General features: G+C 59.8%; 13 protein-coding genes. 7 read left to right on the plus strand and 6 right to left on the minus strand.

Annotated features, from left to right (window positions below; all coding sequences use genetic code 11):
• Nucleotides 1-17: 17 nt before the first annotated feature.
• On the minus strand, nt 18-1,472 hold the full coding sequence (locus ACSQ9D_RS17760; RefSeq protein ID WP_436283274.1) for an NCS1 family nucleobase:cation symporter-1: 1,455 nt from the start codon (nt 1,470-1,472) through the stop codon (nt 18-20).
• A gap of 344 nt (nt 1,473-1,816) precedes the next feature.
• Between ACSQ9D_RS17760 and rplS the strand changes: the two genes are divergently transcribed.
• From rplS to ACSQ9D_RS17785, 5 genes are all read left to right on the plus strand, one after another.
• Complete coding sequence (gene rplS, locus ACSQ9D_RS17765) at nt 1,817-2,353, plus strand: 50S ribosomal protein L19 (RefSeq protein ID WP_037116434.1); 537 nt, start codon at nt 1,817-1,819, stop codon at nt 2,351-2,353.
• A 147-nt stretch (nt 2,354-2,500) separates the two neighbouring features.
• Nucleotides 2,501-3,298: a transporter substrate-binding domain-containing protein gene (locus ACSQ9D_RS17770; RefSeq protein WP_436283275.1), complete on the plus strand. Its 798-nt coding sequence runs from the start codon at nt 2,501-2,503 to the stop codon at nt 3,296-3,298.
• Nucleotides 3,299-3,320: 22 nt separating this feature from the next.
• Nucleotides 3,321-4,142 (plus strand): amino acid ABC transporter permease, encoded by an 822-nt coding sequence (locus ACSQ9D_RS17775; RefSeq protein WP_436283276.1) that lies wholly within the window; start codon nt 3,321-3,323, stop codon nt 4,140-4,142.
• Between the two features lie 246 nt (nt 4,143-4,388).
• The gene (leuC, locus tag ACSQ9D_RS17780; protein WP_436283277.1) at nt 4,389-5,798 is read left to right on the plus strand and encodes a 3-isopropylmalate dehydratase large subunit; all 1,410 of its coding nucleotides are present in this window, start codon (nt 4,389-4,391) and stop codon (nt 5,796-5,798) included.
• A 112-nt stretch (nt 5,799-5,910) separates the two neighbouring features.
• Nucleotides 5,911-6,447 (plus strand): SixA phosphatase family protein, encoded by a 537-nt coding sequence (locus ACSQ9D_RS17785; protein WP_436283278.1) that lies wholly within the window; start codon nt 5,911-5,913, stop codon nt 6,445-6,447.
• Nucleotides 6,448-6,504: 57 nt separating this feature from the next.
• Here ACSQ9D_RS17785 and ACSQ9D_RS17790 read toward each other — a convergent pair whose 3' ends face one another.
• Both ACSQ9D_RS17790 and ACSQ9D_RS17795 read right to left on the minus strand, forming a co-directional pair.
• Nucleotides 6,505-7,335, minus strand: coding sequence for an aldo/keto reductase (locus ACSQ9D_RS17790; RefSeq protein ID WP_047518757.1), 831 nt, complete (start codon nt 7,333-7,335; stop codon nt 6,505-6,507).
• Nucleotides 7,336-7,475: 140 nt separating this feature from the next.
• Nucleotides 7,476-8,024 carry a L,D-transpeptidase family protein gene (locus ACSQ9D_RS17795; RefSeq protein ID WP_436283279.1) on the minus strand — a complete coding sequence of 183 codons (549 nt, stop codon included), beginning with the start codon at nt 8,022-8,024 and terminating at the stop codon, nt 7,476-7,478.
• Nucleotides 8,025-8,167: 143 nt separating this feature from the next.
• Between ACSQ9D_RS17795 and ACSQ9D_RS17800 the strand changes: the two genes are divergently transcribed.
• Entirely contained in the window at nt 8,168-8,851 is a 684-nt protein-coding gene (locus ACSQ9D_RS17800) for a response regulator transcription factor (RefSeq protein WP_007528266.1), read from the plus strand.
• A gap of 1 nt (nt 8,852) precedes the next feature.
• Entirely contained in the window at nt 8,853-9,308 is a 456-nt protein-coding gene (locus ACSQ9D_RS17805; RefSeq protein ID WP_037116444.1) for a cyclic nucleotide-binding domain-containing protein, read from the plus strand.
• A 4-nt stretch (nt 9,309-9,312) separates the two neighbouring features.
• On the opposite strand, the gene xth is transcribed toward ACSQ9D_RS17805, so the two are convergent.
• The 3 genes from xth to ACSQ9D_RS17820 form a co-directional block, all read right to left on the minus strand.
• Nucleotides 9,313-10,116 (minus strand): exodeoxyribonuclease III, encoded by an 804-nt coding sequence (xth, locus tag ACSQ9D_RS17810; protein ID WP_436283280.1) that lies wholly within the window; start codon nt 10,114-10,116, stop codon nt 9,313-9,315.
• Between the two features lie 123 nt (nt 10,117-10,239).
• The gene (locus ACSQ9D_RS17815) at nt 10,240-10,911 is read right to left on the minus strand and encodes an outer membrane lipoprotein carrier protein LolA (RefSeq protein ID WP_436283281.1); all 672 of its coding nucleotides are present in this window, start codon (nt 10,909-10,911) and stop codon (nt 10,240-10,242) included.
• A 135-nt stretch (nt 10,912-11,046) separates the two neighbouring features.
• Nucleotides 11,047-13,707 carry an FtsK/SpoIIIE family DNA translocase gene (locus ACSQ9D_RS17820; RefSeq protein ID WP_368514522.1) on the minus strand — a complete coding sequence of 887 codons (2,661 nt, stop codon included), beginning with the start codon at nt 13,705-13,707 and terminating at the stop codon, nt 11,047-11,049.
• Nucleotides 13,708-13,811 lie beyond the last annotated feature (104 nt).

The raw sequence follows: 13,811 nt of genomic DNA on the forward strand, positions 1-13,811 counted from the left end.
CTCGATCTTCGGGTTGGTCAGCTGGTGGCTCCGACCGCCGAGCCACGCGCGCTCATGCGCAACACGTAGTAGACGACGCCGCCAATGCCGACGCCGAAGAACCAGCCATAGGTCGCCCACCAATCCGGCAGGATTGACGTGAAGGTCGGTAGGATCGATGAGAACAGCGCACCGATCACGAAGGCGATGAAGGCATTCGTGTGCCAGCCGTTCTGGAAGCGGAACTCGCCATTCTCCTGATAGAGGGCCGCAACGTTCAACTCGCCCTTACGGATGAGATAGTAGTCCACCATCATGATCCCGAAGATCGGCCCCATCGTCGAACCGATGAAGTTGACGAAATGCGCGGCACCCGTTTCCCACGGTGCGAACGGATAGAGCACCAGCGCAATCAGAGCAGCGATGTAACCGCCCCGCTTGAAGCTGATCTGCCGGGGGAAGACATTCGAGAAATCGAAAGCCGGCGAGACGAAGTTTGCAACCACGTTGATGCCAAGCGTTGCGACGGCAAAGGTCAGAGCCGCAAGCAGCGCAAGGAACCAGCTGTCGAATTTCGCCGAGATCGCCTCCGGATGCAGCAGCACTTCACCGTAGACGGTGAACGCAGCCGTCGTCGTAACGCCGGCGACGAGGCAGAAGGCGATAAGATTGATCGGCAGACCCCAGAGATTGCCCTTGCGAAGGGTCTTGGTGTCCTTGGCATAGCGGGAAAAATCGCAGAAGTTCAGGTAGAGAGCCGCAAAGTAGGTGATCCATGTCGCGGCAACCGCGGCAAGAGCCGGGAACGAGCCCGGTTCGCCTGGAATGCCCGCATCCTTCGTCTTCTCAAGCAGGACGTCGCGCGGGATCTCGGCTCCGAAGGAGAAGGTGCCTGCCTTGATGACAAGATAGACCGCCAGGACAAGCATCATCACCCAGACGGCCGGACCAGCCATATCCTGGAACTTGCGCACCGTCTCCATGCCACGCTGGATGATCAGCAGCTGCAGGGCCCAGACGACGACGAAGCATATGACCTCCAGCGTCGAATGGCTGAGCATATGGCTATTCTGATGGAAGGCGAGCATGCTCTCGTTGCGGATCAGCAGGGCAACAATCGCGCCGGATGCGGCCGCCGTTTGCGCACCGTACCAGAAGCAGGCGACGACCGCGCGCACGAGGGCCGGGGCATTGGCCCCGAACGTACCGAACGAGGCGCGGGCAAGAACCGGGAACGGCACCCCCGTCTTGACGCCGGCATTGCCGACGAGGCTCATGAGGAAGAAGATGACCAGCGATCCGATACCAATCGCGATCACGAAGTTGATGAAGCTGCCGCATAGCAGGAAAAGGCTCGCGGCAAGATAATAACCCCAGAGGCTGTGAACGTCCGAAGTCCACACATTGAAGATACTGAAGGCGCCCCACTTCCTCTCCTGAGCGGGCGCCAAGTCCTCGTTATATAACGAGGGCGACGGATTGCTTAGCGTCATTCATTCCCCTCCGAAACTCAAACGGATCACAATTTGACCCAAACGAGAATCTGCTCTCCTCTTGTGCATTTGACAAATATTTAATCAAATGAGTCACAGGCTTGACATCGAGCAATGCTGGCAAAGGCTGCATTTGGCGCTCGGCGCGGCGAAATTTCCAGCCCGAAGGGGTGACAAAGTCCGCGCAATAGGGTATCGGCACGCCCGGAATGGGAAATTTCCCATCAACCACGTAAAGAAAAACAGACGAATTCGCTCCTGCCCTCACCGGCAAATATCTGCGGCTTGACCAAGGATAGATCGTCAGAGCGCTCTGGCTGTTGAACCAACAAAGAGGTTGAGTCATGAACATCATTCAGCAGCTTGAGGCCGAACAGGTCGCCAAGATCGAAGCCCAGCGCACGCTTCCGGAGTTCTCCCCGGGCGACACCGTTCGCGTCAACGTCCGCGTCAAGGAAGGCACCCGTACCCGCGTACAGGCCTACGAAGGCGTTTGCATCGCTCGCTCCGGCGGCGGTTTGCAGGAAAACTTCACGGTTCGCAAGATCTCCTACGGCGAAGGCGTCGAGCGCGTATTCCCGGTCTACTCCCCGGCTATCGAAAGCGTAGAAGTCGTTCGCCGCGGTAAGGTCCGTCGCGCCAAGCTCTACTACCTGCGCGACCGTCGCGGCAAGTCGGCTCGTATCGTCGAGAACACCGGCACCCGCGCCCGCAAGCTCAACGACGCCGAGCGTCAGGCCGTTGCCGAGGAAAAGGCACGCCTGGAAGCCGAAAAGGTTGCAGCAGCTCAGGCGCTCGCAGCCGAGAAGGCAGCACAGGAAGCCGCAGAAGCCAAGGCAGCAGCAGAAGCTGCAGCCGCTGCGGAACCGGCAGCAGAATAAGTTTTGCAGCAACGCAAAAATCTTTGCACGGAAAGGCGGTCTTTGGGCCGCCTTTCCTGTTTTTGGATGCCCGCATACGGCAATGCTCTTGCCATCGGCTTCGCACCTATGACAGGTTTCGCGAGCCATGTTTCGGGGAGATATTCAATGCCGTTCCGCCGCACCGTCCTTGCTGGACTGACCGCTCTCATTCTGTCGCCACTGGCAGCCTTGGCCGCCGATCTTCCGAACCTTCAAGGCAAGTCGGTCGTCGTCGTTACCGAGAACGCCTACCCGCCGCTGCAGTTCGTCGATCCGAAGTCGGGCAAGGCGATCGGCTGGGAATATGATGCGATGAACGAGATCGCCAAGCGGTTGAATTTCAAGGTCGAGTACCAGAACACCAGCTGGGACGCGATGATCCAGGCCGTCTCGGACAACCAGTACAACATCGGCATGACCGGCATCACCATCAAGGATGATCGCAAGGCCAAGGTGGATTTCTCCGATCCCTACATGCGCTCGCAGCAGTTCATGCTGGTGCGCGGCGACGAGAAACGCTTCACCGACGCAAAGACGTTCGGTGCCTTCAATGACGGCCTCGTCGGCGCACAGCCGGGTACCTCGCCTTTCTATACGGCCGTCTACGAGATTCTCGACGGCAACGAGCAAAACCCCCGCGTGAAGCTCTTCGAGACCTTCGGCGCCACCGTGCAGGCCCTCAAGGCCGGCGACGTCGACGTGGTGCTGACCGACAGCGTCGCTGCCAAGGGTTATGTCGACGCCTCGAACGGCGGCCTGAAGGTCATCGGCGGCCCGCTCGGCACTGAGGATTTCGGCTTCATCTTCCCGAAGGCCTCCGATCTGGTTGCGCCGGTGAATGCCGCGATCGCAAGCCTGAAGGCCGACGGCACCTTTGATGCCCTAAACAAGAAGTGGTTCCTCGACTACAAGATGGGCGAATGATCCGGTCTTCGGCTGACACGTGATGGCTCCTCAGCAAGCCCCTGGTGGGCATAGTAAGGGCGACTACCCCTGGTGGCTGGTCGCCCTTGTCGTGATCGGCATCGTCCTTGCCGTCGTCATCATTACCAACGACATCTATGCGCAGGTCTTTCGCACCATCTTCAACGGCGTCGGCGTCACCATCTTCGTGACGTTGGTGGGATTCGCACTGGCGACCATCCTCGGCCTCGGCATAGCGCTGCTTGGGCTGTCCGACAGCGTCGCGCTCCGCCAGACCTCGCGCTTCTATATCGAGGTTATCCGCGGCGTGCCGATGCTGGTGCTGCTGTTTTATGTTGCCTTCGTCGGCGCCCCTGGCATCGTCGCCGCCTACAATTTTCTGACCACGCCGCTGGTCCAGGCCGGCTTCAGCGAGCCGGTGATGGTGCGGGACTTCTCGCTGATGTGGCGGGCGATCATCGCCCTGATGATCGGCTATTCGTCCTTCATCGCCGAGGTTTTCCGTGCCGGCATTCAGTCCGTCGATCATGGGCAGATCGAAGCGGCCAAAGCGCTCGGCCTGTCGCGCTATCACCGCTTCCGCTTCGTCGTCTTTCCGCAGGCGATCAAGGTGATCTTCCCGCCGCTGTCGAACGATTTCGTGGCGATGGTGAAGGACAGTTCGCTGGTCTCGGTACTCGGCGTTTCCGACATCACGCAGATGGGCAAGATCTACGCCTCCGGCTCGTTCCGCTTCTTTGAAACCTATTCGATCGTCACCTATATCTACCTCATCCTGACAATCGGTTTGTCGCTTGCCCTGAGGCAAGTGGAGAAACGGATGCGCGGCAGGGATCAGCGATAGCGGCTGAATGATTCGAATTGCCGCCGTCGCGAAAAATTGGTATGTGACAGCCCATGGAATCCAAATTTAGTTGCATTGGGGCACATATTTTCGTGCTGCAGGATCATTACCGCCTGCCGGCACGCTTCTTTGCGGCCGTTTCCGGTGCACTCAACAGCCGACTTCGTTGATCGAATGACGGCCCGGCGGGCCTCTCCGCCACCAGCTCCATTTCTCCACACGCTTCCAAAAAACGGACTTACCGCCATGAGCGCACCGCGTACCCTTTACGACAAGATCTGGGACGACCATCTGGTCGATCAACAGGACGACGGCACCTGTCTTCTCTACATCGACCGCCACCTGGTCCACGAAGTTACCTCGCCGCAGGCTTTCGAAGGCCTGCGTATGACCGGCCGCAAGGTTCGTGCGCCTGAAAAGACACTGGCTGTCGTCGACCACAACGTCCCGACCTCGCCGGATCGTCATCTCGGCATCAAGAACGAGGAAAGCCGCATCCAGGTCGAGCAGCTCGCCATCAACGCCGCTGAATTCAACGTCGAATACTACTCGGAGAACGACAAGCGCCAGGGCATCGTCCACATCATCGGACCGGAACAGGGCTTCACCCTGCCGGGCATGACGATCGTCTGCGGCGACAGCCACACCTCGACGCACGGCGCCTTCGGCTCGCTTGCACATGGCATTGGCACGTCTGAGGTCGAGCACGTGCTCGCAACCCAGACGCTGATCCAGAAGAAGGCGAAGAACATGCTGGTGCAGGTCGACGGCCAGCTGCCGGCTGGCGTCACTGCCAAGGATATCGTTCTCGCCATCATCGGCGAAATCGGCACGGCCGGCGGCACCGGCTACGTCATCGAATATGCCGGCGAAGCCATTCGCGCGCTGTCGATGGAAGGCCGCATGACGATCTGCAACATGTCGATCGAAGGCGGCGCCCGCGCCGGCCTGATCGCGCCTGACGACATTACCTTCGAGTACATCAAGGGCAAGCCGCGTGCGCCGAAGGGCGAGACGCTGGAGCAGGCTATCGCTTACTGGAAGACCCTGAAGTCAGACGAGGGCGCGCATTTCGACCGGGTTGTGAAGCTCAACGCCGCCGAGCTGCCCCCGATCGTTTCCTGGGGCTCCTCGCCGGAGGACGTTGTTTCCGTTCAGGGCGTGGTTCCGAACCCGGACGAAATCCCGGAAGAGACGAAGCGCGCTTCCAAATGGCGTGCGCTTGACTACATGGGCCTGAAGCCCGGCACCCCGATCACCGAGATCAACATCGACCGTGTCTTCATCGGTTCCTGCACCAACGGCCGCATCGAGGACCTGCGCGCCGTTGCCAAGGTCGTCGAAGGCAAGACCGTTGCCTCGACGGTCAACGCCATGATCGTTCCAGGCTCCGGCCTCGTGAAGGAGCAGGCAGAGCAGGAAGGCCTCGACAAGATCTTCAAGGCGGCCGGCTTCGACTGGCGCGAGCCGGGCTGCTCCATGTGCCTGGCCATGAACGACGACCGCCTGAAGCCCGGCGAACGCTGCGCCTCGACCTCGAACCGCAACTTCGAAGGCCGTCAGGGCTTCAAGGGTCGGACGCACCTCGTCTCGCCGGCAATGGCCGCCGCTGCCGCGATCGCCGGCCATTTCGTCGATATTCGCGAGTGGAACTAACAACAGATAGCCTCCCTCTCGCAGACGAGGGGGAGGTTATCCCAGCAGACACCGGACGTATTCGGTGAGACAATAGCCGCGTTCGATCCTGGGCTCCTTTTGGATGAGCAACATGAACGCCGCAAAGTCGACCGCGAAACGACGCCTCCTGCTTCTTCGCCACGCCAAATCCGCGTGGCCTTCCGACACTGCGGACCACGACCGTCCACTCGCGGGTCGAGGCGAGAAGGCGGCACCGCTGATGGGCCGCTATCTCGCTCACGAAAGACTTATTCCCGATCTGGTGCTCGTATCGTCTGCTCGCCGTACGCAGGAGACTTGGGAACTCCTCGCCAAGAAGCTTCCATCCTCGATCACAAAGCAGGATGCGGAAGATTTGTACGAAGCGTCCGCGGCGAAAATCGCTGCCGTCATGCAGACCATCGGCCCGCAGGTTCGAACGCTCATGCTGATCGGGCACAATCCGGGATTTCAGGATCTCGCAGACGGTCTGATCGGCGAAGGCGATCCGGAGGCATGCGCTCGCATCAGGGAGAAATTCCCGACGGCAGCACTCGCAGTCATCGATTTCGATGCCGATCGCTGGAAGGATCTGAAACCGAGAAGCGGCATGCTGGAACGGTTCATCACGCCGCGCTCACTTGGCTGACTGCCCAAGACGGCATCTCCCCTCTCTCGAAACGGAGAAGGGAGAGCGGAGTTCCGATCAGAAGTTGGCCGTGTACGGATCCGGCCCCATACGGGCGCCCTTGTCGTCAAGCTTGGCGATTGCCGCCATGTCGGTCGCATCGAGCTTGAAATCGAAGACCTTGAAATTCTCCTCGATGCGCGACGGCGTCACCGACTTCGGAATGACCACGAGGCCGCTGTCGATATGCCAGCGGATGATGACCTGCGCGGGCGTCTTTCCATGCTTCTTGGCGATATCGCCAATCGTCGGATCGGCGATCAACTTGCCCTGACCGAGAGGGCTCCAGGATTGGGTGACGATGTTCAGCTTCTTGTGTGCTTCCTGCGCCGCCTTCTGCTGGAAATCGGGATGCAGCTCGATCTGGTTGATGACGGGAACGACGCCCGTGTCGCCGATGATCTGTTCGAGATGATCCGGATAGAAGTTCGAAACGCCGATGGAACGGGCGCGGCCTTCTTCCCTGATCTTCACGAAAGCCTTCCAGGTTTCGCGATACAGCCCACGGTGCGGCGATGGCCAGTGGATGAGGTAGAGATCGACATACTCCGTGCCGAGGTTCTTCAGGCTGCCCTCGAACGCACGCATGGTCGCGTCGTAGCCCTGGTCGGTATTGCGAAGCTTGGTGGTGACGAAAATGTCCTTGCGATCGAGACCGGACGAGCGGATGCCTTCGCCGACACCTTCCTCGTTGTCATAGCCGGAAGCCGTGTCGATGTGACGATAGCCGGCGGCAATGGCCGTACGCACCGTCGGTGCTGCGATGTCCTGGGGCGTCTGCCAAACACCGAGGCCGACCTGGGGAATGGAATGTCCGTCATGGAAAGTGATGATGGGTTGCTGTGCCACAATATGTCTCCGGAAGTTTAAAGAATTCGACGGGGCGTGATTGAACCCGCGTCCTTTGCGGATTTCCCTGCGCGCATTTCAGCCCGTGCGCCGGTCGAAAGGCATATAGGTCAGCAGGGCTGGTTTATCACCCCCGCGGATCAAAGAACGCGAATGACTGTGCCCTTGCGCATGAAGGGCAGAAGGCGACGCATATCGCGCGGATGAACCGCCACACATCCCGCGGTCGGCTCGTAGCCGGGCTTGATCAGATGGAAGAAGATTGCCGAGCCGCGATTTCGCATCCGCGACGTGATATTCCAGTCCATGACGAGGCAGACGTCATAGAGCCCGTCCTTGCGCTTCATTTCCTCGTGGCTCGGCCGAAACGGCGCTCTGACGAGCCTGTTGTAATTCGCATTCTCGGGCTGGTCGCACCAAAGCATATCCCCACGAATGCGGCGAACCGCAAGTGGCGTCTCAAGGCGTATGGGTCGGTCGCCGCGGCGGAAGCCGGAAAGCAGCGTCATCGAGGCTATGGGGGTGGCACCATCTCCCTCGCGCTTGAGAACCGTTCGGCCTGAACGACCAATTGCGGCGGGCACGGTAATCGTGCCGAACTGGATCAAAGCCCTGCTTTTTTTGCCCGGCGCAGGACGAACGAGGAGGGTCGTCGACTTTATCGGTCTCGGACGCCTTCTTTTCTCCATTTTTCTCACATGTGGTTGCGATTGCTAGGACAACGATTGAAATCATATAGCATCGTATACGACAACAGCTCGGTCGCCCGATCTTTGCCAATGGTGGAAAATTGGCGTAGGAATGAGGGACCGCAGGCGAGGGATAGAGCCGCATGACCGCACGCACCATTCTCTTGGTGGATGATGATGACGATCTCCGCGAGACACTCACGGAGCAGCTTTCTCTCTATGACGAGTTCACGGTCCTTCAGGAAACGACGGCGGCCAAGGGTGTCGAGCGCGCGCGATCAACGCCGATCGACCTGCTCATCATGGATGTGGGCCTGCCTGACATGGACGGCCGCGAGGCTGTGAAGCTGCTGCGCAAGGGCGGACTGAAAGCCCCGATCATCATGCTGACCGGCCATGACACAGACTCGGATACGATCCTTGGCTTGGAGGCCGGCGCCAACGACTACATCACCAAGCCATTCCGCTTTGCGGTCCTGCTTGCGCGCATCCGCGTACAGCTGCGACAGCATGAGCAAAGCGAGGATGCTACCTTCAATGTCGGCCCCTACGTCTTCAAGCCGAGCCAGAAGCTCCTTACGATGGACAGCGGCCAAAAGATCCGCCTGACCGAGAAGGAAGCGGCGATCATTCGCTACCTCTATCGCGCGGAACAAAAGGTCGTCACCCGTGACGTACTGCTTGAAGAGGTATGGGGTTACAATTCGGGCGTCACGACGCACACGCTGGAAACCCATGTCTACCGGCTGCGCCAGAAGATCGAACGCGATCCCTCCAACGCCGAAATTCTGGTAACGGAAAACGGCGGCTACAAGATCATACCGTAAGATGGCACTGAACGATGACATCCGGCTGCTGTCGCAGCTTCCGCTGTTCCACGGAATGTCCGAGGATCAGTTGCGGCTGATCGCCTTCGGCGCGGACAGACGTGTCATTTCAGCCGGCCAGATGCTCTTTCGGGAAGGCTCGCCGGCGGAAAGCGCCTATGTCATCCTCGGTGGCGGCGTCGAACTCAGCCGGACGGGTCGCGATGGCCAGCCCGAAATTCAAAGCACCGTCGGACCCGGCACGCTTCTGTCCGAACTTGCGTTGATCACGTTGGTCGAGCGCAAGTTTACGGCCATTGCAACGGAAGACACGAGCATTATCCGCATCACCCGCTCGCTCTTCCATCGGCTGATCGAGGAGTATCCGGATGCCGCCAGACTGATCGAGCATCGCATCCGCGACAACATCGCGGAGCTCGCGGCCAAAGCCGCTGCCCAACTTCACCGCTTTGTCTGACAGATCAGAGATTGAAGTGCGCCGTGACCGGCACATGGTCGGACGGCCGTTCCCAGCCGCGCGCTTCCTTCAGGATGTCGATGCGCTGCAGGTGCGGCCCAAGGTCTTTTGAGGACCATATATGGTCGAGGCGGCGACCGCGATCAGCCGCTTCCCAGTCCTTGGCGCGATAGCTCCACCATGTATAGAGCTTTTCGTTTTCCGGGACGTGCTGCCGCATCAGGTCGAGCCAGGCGCCACGTTGCATCACCTCGAGAAGACCTTCGGTCTCCACAGGCGTGTGGCTGACGATCTTGAGCAGCTGCTTGTGTGACCAGACGTCGTGCTCAAGGGGAGCAATGTTAAGGTCGCCGACAAGGATTGCCGAGGTGTTCGCCTCGCCATTTGCCTTGAGTTGTTTCATTTCCTCGACGAAATCGAGCTTGTGGCCGAATTTCGGATTGATCGTCCGATCCGGTTCGTCACCGCCGGCTGGCACGTAGAAGTTATGCAGGCGAATACGACGGCTACCGCGCTCGAAGACGGCCGAGATGTGTCGCGTGTCACCGACGTTGCAATAGTCTTGGCGGTGGTCCTCGACCAGCGGAAAGCGCGATGCGATGGCAACGCCGTGATAGCCCTTCTGGCCATGGATGATGATATGTTCGTAGCCCATTGCGCGCAACGGCGAGGCAGGAAACAGGTCGTTCGGAACCTTGGTTTCCTGGAGGCAAAGGATGTCTGGCTTATGCTTGAGGACGAATTGCTCGACGATCGGCATGCGCAGCCGCAGAGAATTGATATTCCAAGTCGTAACCGAGAAGCCCATGCGATTGCCTTTCAAAACCGGACAAACTCGCTTTAGAGCAAAGGCCGTGCCGATGGAACGGATGCGCGCAAAGAAAAACGCCCCCGGGATCGCAGGGCGTTCCTCTCGTAAAACAGCAGAAAATCAATCTCGGTAAGCGGCTGTTCCCGGGATCACCTCGTACGGCACCCTGAACACCTTGTCGTCGAACTGTACGCCGGTCTTGACGTTGAAGACCATGACCGAGGTGTCCTTGCCCTGGTTGTCGGTGATCGTCCACTGGCGAAGATCATAGGTCTTCGGATCGAACATCATCGTAATCGTCGAGTTGCCAAAAACCGTGTTGTTGCCGAGAGCGATTGTCGTCAGGTCGGATTCCTGCTTGACGCTCTTCACCGAACCGGCCGACAAATCGATACGCTGCGCCAGCAGCAGACTGAGAGGCGTCTTGGAGAGGGGGTAGAGATCCCACGTCTTGAGCTTCGTATTCCCGACAGCCACGTTCTTTCCGTCAGCAATGACGCGGATCGGCGACGGATTGTCATAGTTGAAACGCAGCTTGCCGGGGCGCTGGATGTAGAACTTTCCGCCCGTCTGCTCGCCGCGCGGGCCGAATTGAACGAATTCGCCCTGCATCGTGGCGACACTCGAGAAGTGGTCCGCGATCGCCTGTGCTGTAGCGTTGCTGGAAGCCGCGGATGCCGCTTGGGCATAGGCCGCGATCGGGATCGCAGACGCAGCAGCGACCGCCAGCGTACCCAAAAGATGGCGCCGGGTCAGCGAGATGCGGTCCAGGATAGAATCGGAGTTGTTCATCTATGTCTCCTTTATGCAATTTGAATGCTGCGGAAACGCGGCGCCTTCATGGCGTAGTTCGCAGACCTGCATAAACTAACGGTTTCGAGGCAATCAGGTTTCCGTGAAGACGGCGTCATTCAATTGCTGCTGACCTCAGCGGTCGAGAATATCGCCTTCGGTCGGAACCAGGATCTCGCGTTTACCAGCATGGTTGGCGGGGCCGATGATGCCTTCCTGCTCCATCCGCTCGATCAGTGATGCGGCGCGGTTGTACCCAATGCCAAGTCTGCGCTGAATATACGACGTTGACGCCTTTCCGTCACGCAGAACGATGGCGACGGCCTGATCATACGGATCGTCGGAATCGGAGAGATTGGACGTCCCGGCCGGACCACCACCGTAATCGCCATCGTCGTCCTCGTCGGCCGTGATGGCGTCAAGGTACTGCGGCGCGCCTTGCGTCTTCAGATAAGAGACGATCTCTTCCACTTCCATGTCGGCAACGAACGGGCCGTGGACACGCTGAATGCGTCCGCCCCCGGCCATGTAAAGCATATCGCCCATTCCGAGCAGCTGCTCTGCGCCCTGTTCACCGAGGATGGTGCGGCTGTCGATCTTCGACGTCACCTGGAAGGAGATGCGGGTCGGGAAGTTCGCCTTGATCGTACCCGTGATGACGTCGACGGACGGACGCTGCGTCGCCATGATAACATGGATGCCGGCAGCACGTGCCATCTGCGCCAGGCGCTGCACCGCGCCTTCAATGTCCTTGCCCGCGACCATCATCAGGTCAGCCATCTCGTCAATGATGACGACGATATAAGGCATCGGCTGCAGGTCGAATTCCTCCGTCTCGTACATTGCCTCGCCGGTATGGCGGTCGAAGCCTGTCTGGACGGTTCGCGAGATCACGTCACCCTTGGCGAGCGCCTGTTCGACGCGGCTGTTGAAGCCGTCGATGTTGCGGACGCCGATCTTGGACATCTTCTTGTAGCGCTCTTCCATCTCGCGGACGGTCCACTTGAGCGCAACGACAGCCTTCTTCGGATCCGTCACGACGGGCGAGAGAAGGTGCGGAATGCCGTCATAGACCGACAATTCGAGCATCTTCGGATCGATCATGATCAGGCGACACTGCTCGGGCGTCATACGATAGAGCAGGGACAGGATCATCGTGTTGATGGCGACCGATTTACCGGAACCGGTCGTACCGGCGACGAGCAGGTGCGGCATCTTCGCAAGATCGGCGATGACAGCCTCGCCGCCGATGGTCTTGCCGAGCGCCATGGCGAGTTTCGCCTTCGAGCCTTCAAAGTCGCGGGAGGCGATGAGCTCGCGCAGATAGACGGTCTCGCGCGTCGAGTTCGGGAGTTCGATACCGATGGCGTTGCGGCCTGGCACGACTGCGACGCGGGCAGCGATCGCGCTCATCGAACGGGCGATATCGTCGGCAAGGCCGATGACGCGGGACGATTTGATGCCCGGCGCAGGTTCCAGTTCGTAAAGCGTCACGACGGGACCCGGGCGAACATGGATAATCTCGCCCTTGACGCCGAAATCCTCGAGCACGCCTTCGAGCATGCGCGCATTCTGCTCCAGTGCATCAGCAGACAGCGTCGAATCACGCACGACATTCTTCGGTTCGGCGAGCAGGTGCATCGACGGAAGCTGGAAGCCTTCGGGACGAATGAACGATCCCTGCTGTTCGCGTTCGACGCGGGCACCGGGTTTCGGCCGCGCCACAGGCTGCACGACGCGCGGCTCCGCACGCCCGGTCGGCTTGGCTGGGGCACGCATCATCCAGTCGTCGTCATCGGGCAGGATATCGGCCGGACGCGGCGGCATATCGTCGAACGGCAGATCGTCGTCATCCTCGTCATCATTAAGCGAAATGGATGGCGCAGAAACAACACGGCGCTGCGAGGCAGCGCGCGTGTCCATTGATGGTTCCATGCGCTCTCCGCGCGCGACCGGCGCCTTTGCGCGGACCGGCTCGTTCAGCTTGCCAAACTCGTCATCATTGAAATCGTAAGGCGACTCGAAATCGTCCTGCCGCCGCTTGCGGGGACCCATGCCGAGCAGGCGTCGCAGCCGAGCCTGGCTCATGTACCAGGCGTGCGTCAGCGCACCGAAGGCAAGCCAGCCACCGTCATCGTCATCCTCGTCTTCATCGCCCACCGAACGCAGCTTCGAGCGAGTGTTTGCATATTCAGCCTCTGCCTCGTCCTCTTCATCCTCGCTGCGACCAACGATACCGGCGGCAAACAACATCATCCACACTGTCGGGACAGCAAACACGCAGCCGACCGCCGTCGCGAAAGCGCCCGTCGGATAGGCGCCAACAAACAGCGCAGGAAACCGCAGGATCATATCGCCGATGACGCCGCCGATGCCATTCGGGATCGGCCAGGTGAGCGGCGGCGGGAAGCAACCGATGACGGCCGAGGAGAGCACGGAGCCGAGGCCCCAGGCGGCGGCTCGCGCCGGAATACGGCTGAAACGGCGGCCTGAGATCAATGCGAGCGCCCAAGCCACGACCGGCAAAAGCGCGACGACACTGGCAAGGCCGAAGAATTGCATGGCGATGTCGGCGAAGGCGGCGCCGCTGTAGCCCAGAATGTTGCTCGGTTCGTTCCCCGTCGCATAGGAATAGCTCGGATCCGCGACGTTCCAGGTCGCGAGCGCTGCGACTGCCAATGCGAGCAGCAGGAAGATCGCGAAGCCAAAAAGCGTCTGCGCCTGCCGGAGCATGAAACCCGAAAGGGAAAAACGGTCCGGCCGGCCATCCATTGCTGGCGATGTGCTTCTTGCCATATGTGTACCCGTCCAATGCGTGAGAGCGTGCGAATCGCCAAGCGGCTGCGCTCAGTGCCTTCGCCCCACCTAATCAGAGGACGGTTAAAGCGGTATTAACCATG

The organism is Rhizobium sp. LjRoot258, assembly GCF_964254185.1.
Taxonomy (GTDB): domain Bacteria; phylum Pseudomonadota; class Alphaproteobacteria; order Rhizobiales; family Rhizobiaceae; genus Rhizobium.

What these genes read in the sequence shown, in the direction of transcription:
- ACSQ9D_RS17760 (WP_436283274.1), bottom strand. Translation starts at nt 1,472, where the DNA reads ATGACGCTAAGCAATCCGTCGCCCTCGTTATATAACGAGGACTTGGCG.
- ACSQ9D_RS17815 (WP_436283281.1), bottom strand. Translation starts at nt 10,911, where the DNA reads ATGAACAACTCCGATTCTATCCTGGACCGCATCTCGCTGACCCGGCGC.
- leuC (WP_436283277.1), top strand. Translation starts at nt 4,389, where the DNA reads ATGAGCGCACCGCGTACCCTTTACGACAAGATCTGGGACGACCATCTG.
- ACSQ9D_RS17795 (WP_436283279.1), bottom strand. Translation starts at nt 8,024, where the DNA reads ATGGAGAAAAGAAGGCGTCCGAGACCGATAAAGTCGACGACCCTCCTC.
- ACSQ9D_RS17800 (WP_007528266.1), top strand. Translation starts at nt 8,168, where the DNA reads ATGACCGCACGCACCATTCTCTTGGTGGATGATGATGACGATCTCCGC.
- ACSQ9D_RS17775 (WP_436283276.1), top strand. Translation starts at nt 3,321, where the DNA reads ATGGCTCCTCAGCAAGCCCCTGGTGGGCATAGTAAGGGCGACTACCCC.
- ACSQ9D_RS17785 (WP_436283278.1), top strand. Translation starts at nt 5,911, where the DNA reads ATGAACGCCGCAAAGTCGACCGCGAAACGACGCCTCCTGCTTCTTCGC.
- ACSQ9D_RS17805 (WP_037116444.1), top strand. Translation starts at nt 8,853, where the DNA reads ATGGCACTGAACGATGACATCCGGCTGCTGTCGCAGCTTCCGCTGTTC.
- rplS (WP_037116434.1), top strand. Translation starts at nt 1,817, where the DNA reads ATGAACATCATTCAGCAGCTTGAGGCCGAACAGGTCGCCAAGATCGAA.
- ACSQ9D_RS17770 (WP_436283275.1), top strand. Translation starts at nt 2,501, where the DNA reads ATGCCGTTCCGCCGCACCGTCCTTGCTGGACTGACCGCTCTCATTCTG.
- xth (WP_436283280.1), bottom strand. Translation starts at nt 10,116, where the DNA reads ATGGGCTTCTCGGTTACGACTTGGAATATCAATTCTCTGCGGCTGCGC.
- ACSQ9D_RS17820 (WP_368514522.1), bottom strand. Translation starts at nt 13,707, where the DNA reads ATGGCAAGAAGCACATCGCCAGCAATGGATGGCCGGCCGGACCGTTTT.